The 3,458-nt window shown below is 64.5% G+C and carries 4 protein-coding genes; 3 read left to right on the plus strand and 1 reads right to left on the minus strand.

Annotated elements, in window-relative coordinates; genetic code table 11:
- The 3 genes from B1A78_RS23010 to B1A78_RS20950 all read left to right on the plus strand — a co-directional run.
- Positions 1–342 (plus strand): hypothetical protein (locus B1A78_RS23010; RefSeq protein ID WP_218668019.1); only part of this gene is annotated, 342 nt, incomplete at its 5' end.
- A gap of 193 nt (positions 343–535) precedes the next feature.
- Positions 536–1,423 (plus strand): DMT family transporter, encoded by an 888-nt coding sequence (locus tag B1A78_RS20945; protein ID WP_256839731.1) that lies wholly within the window; start codon positions 536–538, stop codon positions 1,421–1,423.
- 30 nt (positions 1,424–1,453) lie between these two features.
- Positions 1,454–2,041 (plus strand): hypothetical protein, encoded by a 588-nt coding sequence (locus B1A78_RS20950; RefSeq protein WP_144037946.1) that lies wholly within the window; start codon positions 1,454–1,456, stop codon positions 2,039–2,041.
- Positions 2,042–2,137: 96 nt separating this feature from the next.
- On the opposite strand, the gene B1A78_RS20955 is transcribed toward B1A78_RS20950, so the two are convergent.
- Positions 2,138–3,458 (minus strand): M20/M25/M40 family metallo-hydrolase (locus B1A78_RS20955; RefSeq protein ID WP_077148792.1); only part of this gene is annotated, 1,321 nt, incomplete at its 5' end.

A 3,458-nucleotide genomic window follows, 5' to 3' on the forward strand; every position in this document is an offset into this window, starting at 1 on the left:
GAAGCGGACGTAATCTTCACTATCATTGAAGATATGAAAAACGCCCAATCGGGAAGCGCTTACAAGCGCGGCAAACGCCATCTGGCGGCAGCAGCTCTTTGTGGCCTCGCTGTGATTTGGGGTGTGCCGTTAGCAGCACATGCAGTGGGGCTACGGTCCAACGCTTTGTTCGCAGTGATCGTACCTTTGACGATCATTTGGCTTCTCTATTTCGGCCTAAAGAGCTCTCTCATTTCCTGCCCGCAATGCGGCCGTTCCGTTTTTATACGCGGATTTGGTTGGAGCGTACCGTGGCCCGCAGCCACTTGTAGCAAGTGTGGAACGGACTTAACCGGCGGCTAACTTTTGATTGTCCGCAATCGGTCGCTTGCCGCCATTCGTCATCCCCGGGTCGAGTCCGGGATGACGGGGCCCGGGGGTTTTGCCGGCTATCAGTCCGCATAGCTATTACCCGGTTCTGCGGGTTCCATGATCGCTGCTATCTGCTAACGCCCCCAGCGAGTGCGGACGGTCGGCTTTCCGCCATGCGGGTGAAATGGTGCGCGTTCGCGACTTCCTCCTCCTTGTTGCGGTCTGCCTGATCTGGGCGTTCAACAATGTGCTGAGCAAGATCATCGTCGACAGCTGGGCAATCCCGCCGCTTTTCTATGCGGCGCTGCGCTTTGCGATCGTCGCGCTGGTGATGCTGCCGTGGCTGCTGCCGATGCCGCGCCCGGCGTGGCGGATCATTGCGATCGCCCTGTGCCTCGGCGGCGGCAGTTTCGCGCTGCTGTTCGTCGGGCTCAAGACCACTTCGCCCTCGGCCGCCGCGATCGTGCTGCAGATGGGGGTGCCGTTCACGATGCTGCTGTCGGTGCTCGTGCTCGGCGAGCGCATCCACTGGCGGCGCGGGCTGGGGATTGCGCTGACGCTCGTCGGGGTGCTGATCGTGACGTGGCGGCCGGGCTTCGCGCTGTCGACGGGGCTGTGGCTGATCGCCGCCTCGGCCTTTTCGGGCGCGGCGGGGGCGGTGCTGATGAAGCAGGTCGACAATGTCGCGCCCTTCCGCTTCCAGGCGTGGGTCGGGCTGGTGTCGGTGACCGTGCTCGGCCTTGCCTCGGCGACGGTCGAACAGGGGCAGGTCGCGGCGGCGCTGGCGGTCGGCTGGCCCTTCGTCGCGGCGGTGCTGTTCACCGCGCTGATCGTGTCGATCGGCGCGCATTCGGTCTATTATTATCTGATCGACCGTTATGAGGCGAATTTGCTCGCGCCGCTGACCTTGATGACCCCGCTCGCGACGATCGGCTTCGGGGTGTGGATCACGCACGACCATTTCGATTTGCGCATGGCGATCGGCGGCGGGCTGGCAATGGCCGGGGTGCTGATCGTCGCGTTGCGGCGGAAGCCCGCGACCGAGCTGCTGGTCGAGCGCGAGGTAAGATAGCCAAGCACCATTTGTTCATGGAGCGGGCCTATGAGGCAGGGCATGAGATATTGGCCGTTCCTTCTGCTTACAACACTGATCCTGGCCATCGGAGCGCTCGTCTACGGGATGGCATCGCCGCCGGCCAAACCAGTGCCCGTTGAAGAGCCCGTCGCGGAATCGAGCGCGCTGCGTTTCGGCGAGCGAGTCCGGGTGTCGCCTGCGCCCGATGCAGTCGAGGTTCGCCTGTTTGTCGAAGGCGTTCCCCATCGCGCGACACCGCGCGTCAATCAGCTGATGAACGATCCCGACGGAATTTTGCTGACGGCCGAACAAAGGGCCATTCTCGATCAATCGGTCCACCGCTATCGGGCGAAGCCTTCGGAAATGGGTAAATACAGCATGCCCGCCTGCTATATTCCGCATCACTTCTTTCGCTATTACGACAAGCGCGGGCAGCAGATCGGCGAACTGGAGGTGTGCTACTGCTGCGGCGACATCCGAGTGAAGCCCTATAGCTATGGTCCGAATAGCGACGGGAGCGAGGTTTGGGACTTCGATTATGACGCCGTCAAAAAGATGCTGAAGGCGATGGATGTTCCCACCGACATCGACTGCCCGGGACACGCGCGCTTCTAGCTGTCCCGCCCTTACACATCCTCGCGCAACGCGACGCCCTGCCTGGTGGCGACGGCGCTACGGTGACGAACGTTCCGATCCCGATCGATCGCGCGCCTATCTCCGCGCGGCTTCGCTCGTCTCGCGGATCGCCTTGAACTCGCTGCCGTCCTTCCAGCCCGGCCATTTTGCCGAACGCGCGAGTTCGTCGCCGATCTGGCGGAAGAGCTCGATATCCTCGACCGCGCCATCGAGATTCCAGCTTTCGTCCCACGCGTCGCAGGCCTGATGGTAGCATTGGCCGGTATAGTCATCGACCCACTTCTGGCCCGCTTCCTTGCCGCCTTCGACGAGGTCCGAGGCGCCGGCGATGCCCATCATCAAGAGGACGGGGACGCCGCGCTTGGCCATCGAGAAATGGTCGGCGCGGTAAAAGAGGCCGCGTTCGGGAAGGCTCTCGACGCTGACGCTGCGGCCCTGTTTGGCGGCGAGGCGCGCGAGGTCGTCCTCGAGGCTGCCCTGCCCCTTGCCGACGAGGATGACGTCCTTTGCCCGGCCCGCGGTTTGCAGGATGTCGAGGCCGAGGTTGGCGACGGTTTTCTCGACCGGGTAGATCGGCGCCTGCGCATAGGCTTCGGAGCCGAGCAGCCCGCGTTCCTCGGCGGTCCAGAAGGCGAAGACGAGGCTGCGGTCGGGCGCCGGTGCTGCCTTGAAGCTGCGCGCGATTTCGAACAGGCCCGCGACGCCGAGCGCGTCGTCATTGGCGCCGGCGCGGTAGATGCGGCCCTTGGCGTCGGGCGCGCCCTCGCCATAGGCGTCCCAGTGCGCGCCGTACATCACGACCTCGTCGGGGCGCTTGGCGCCGGGGATTTTCGCAAGGACGTTCTGGCTCTGCACGACCGCCTGCGTCACCGGGATGCTCGCGTCGAGCGTGACGCCGGGGAGCGGCACGGGGCGGAAGTCGCTGCGGCGCGCGGCGATGCGCAGCTTGGCGAGGTCGAGCTTTGCGTCGGCGAAGAGCTTGTCGGCGACATCATGCGCGATCCAGCCCTGGAGCTGGAGCGAGGTGCGTTTTTCGGGCGGCACGACGAGGCCGTAATTTTCGCCGGCGGGCGCCTTTACCACGTTCCAGCCGTAACCGACGCCGTCGGTGTCGTGGACGATCAGCGCGGCGATCGCGCCGCGGCGCGAGGCTTCCTCGAACTTGTAGGTCCAGCGGCCATAATAGGTCATCGTCTTGCCGCCGAACTTGCCGAAGGCGGCCTCGCCCTTCGTCGCCGAAAAATCGGGGTCGTTGATCAGGAAGACCGCGACCTTGCCCCGAAGGTCGGCGCCCTTGAAATCGTCCCAGCCGCGTTCGGGCGCGTGGACGCCGTAGCCGACGAAGACGAGCGGCGCAGCGGCCACGGTCGCGGTGTCGACCGGCTGGAGCGTCGAG

This window comes from Sphingopyxis sp. KK2, assembly GCF_001990265.1.
Lineage (GTDB): Bacteria > Pseudomonadota > Alphaproteobacteria > Sphingomonadales > Sphingomonadaceae > Sphingopyxis.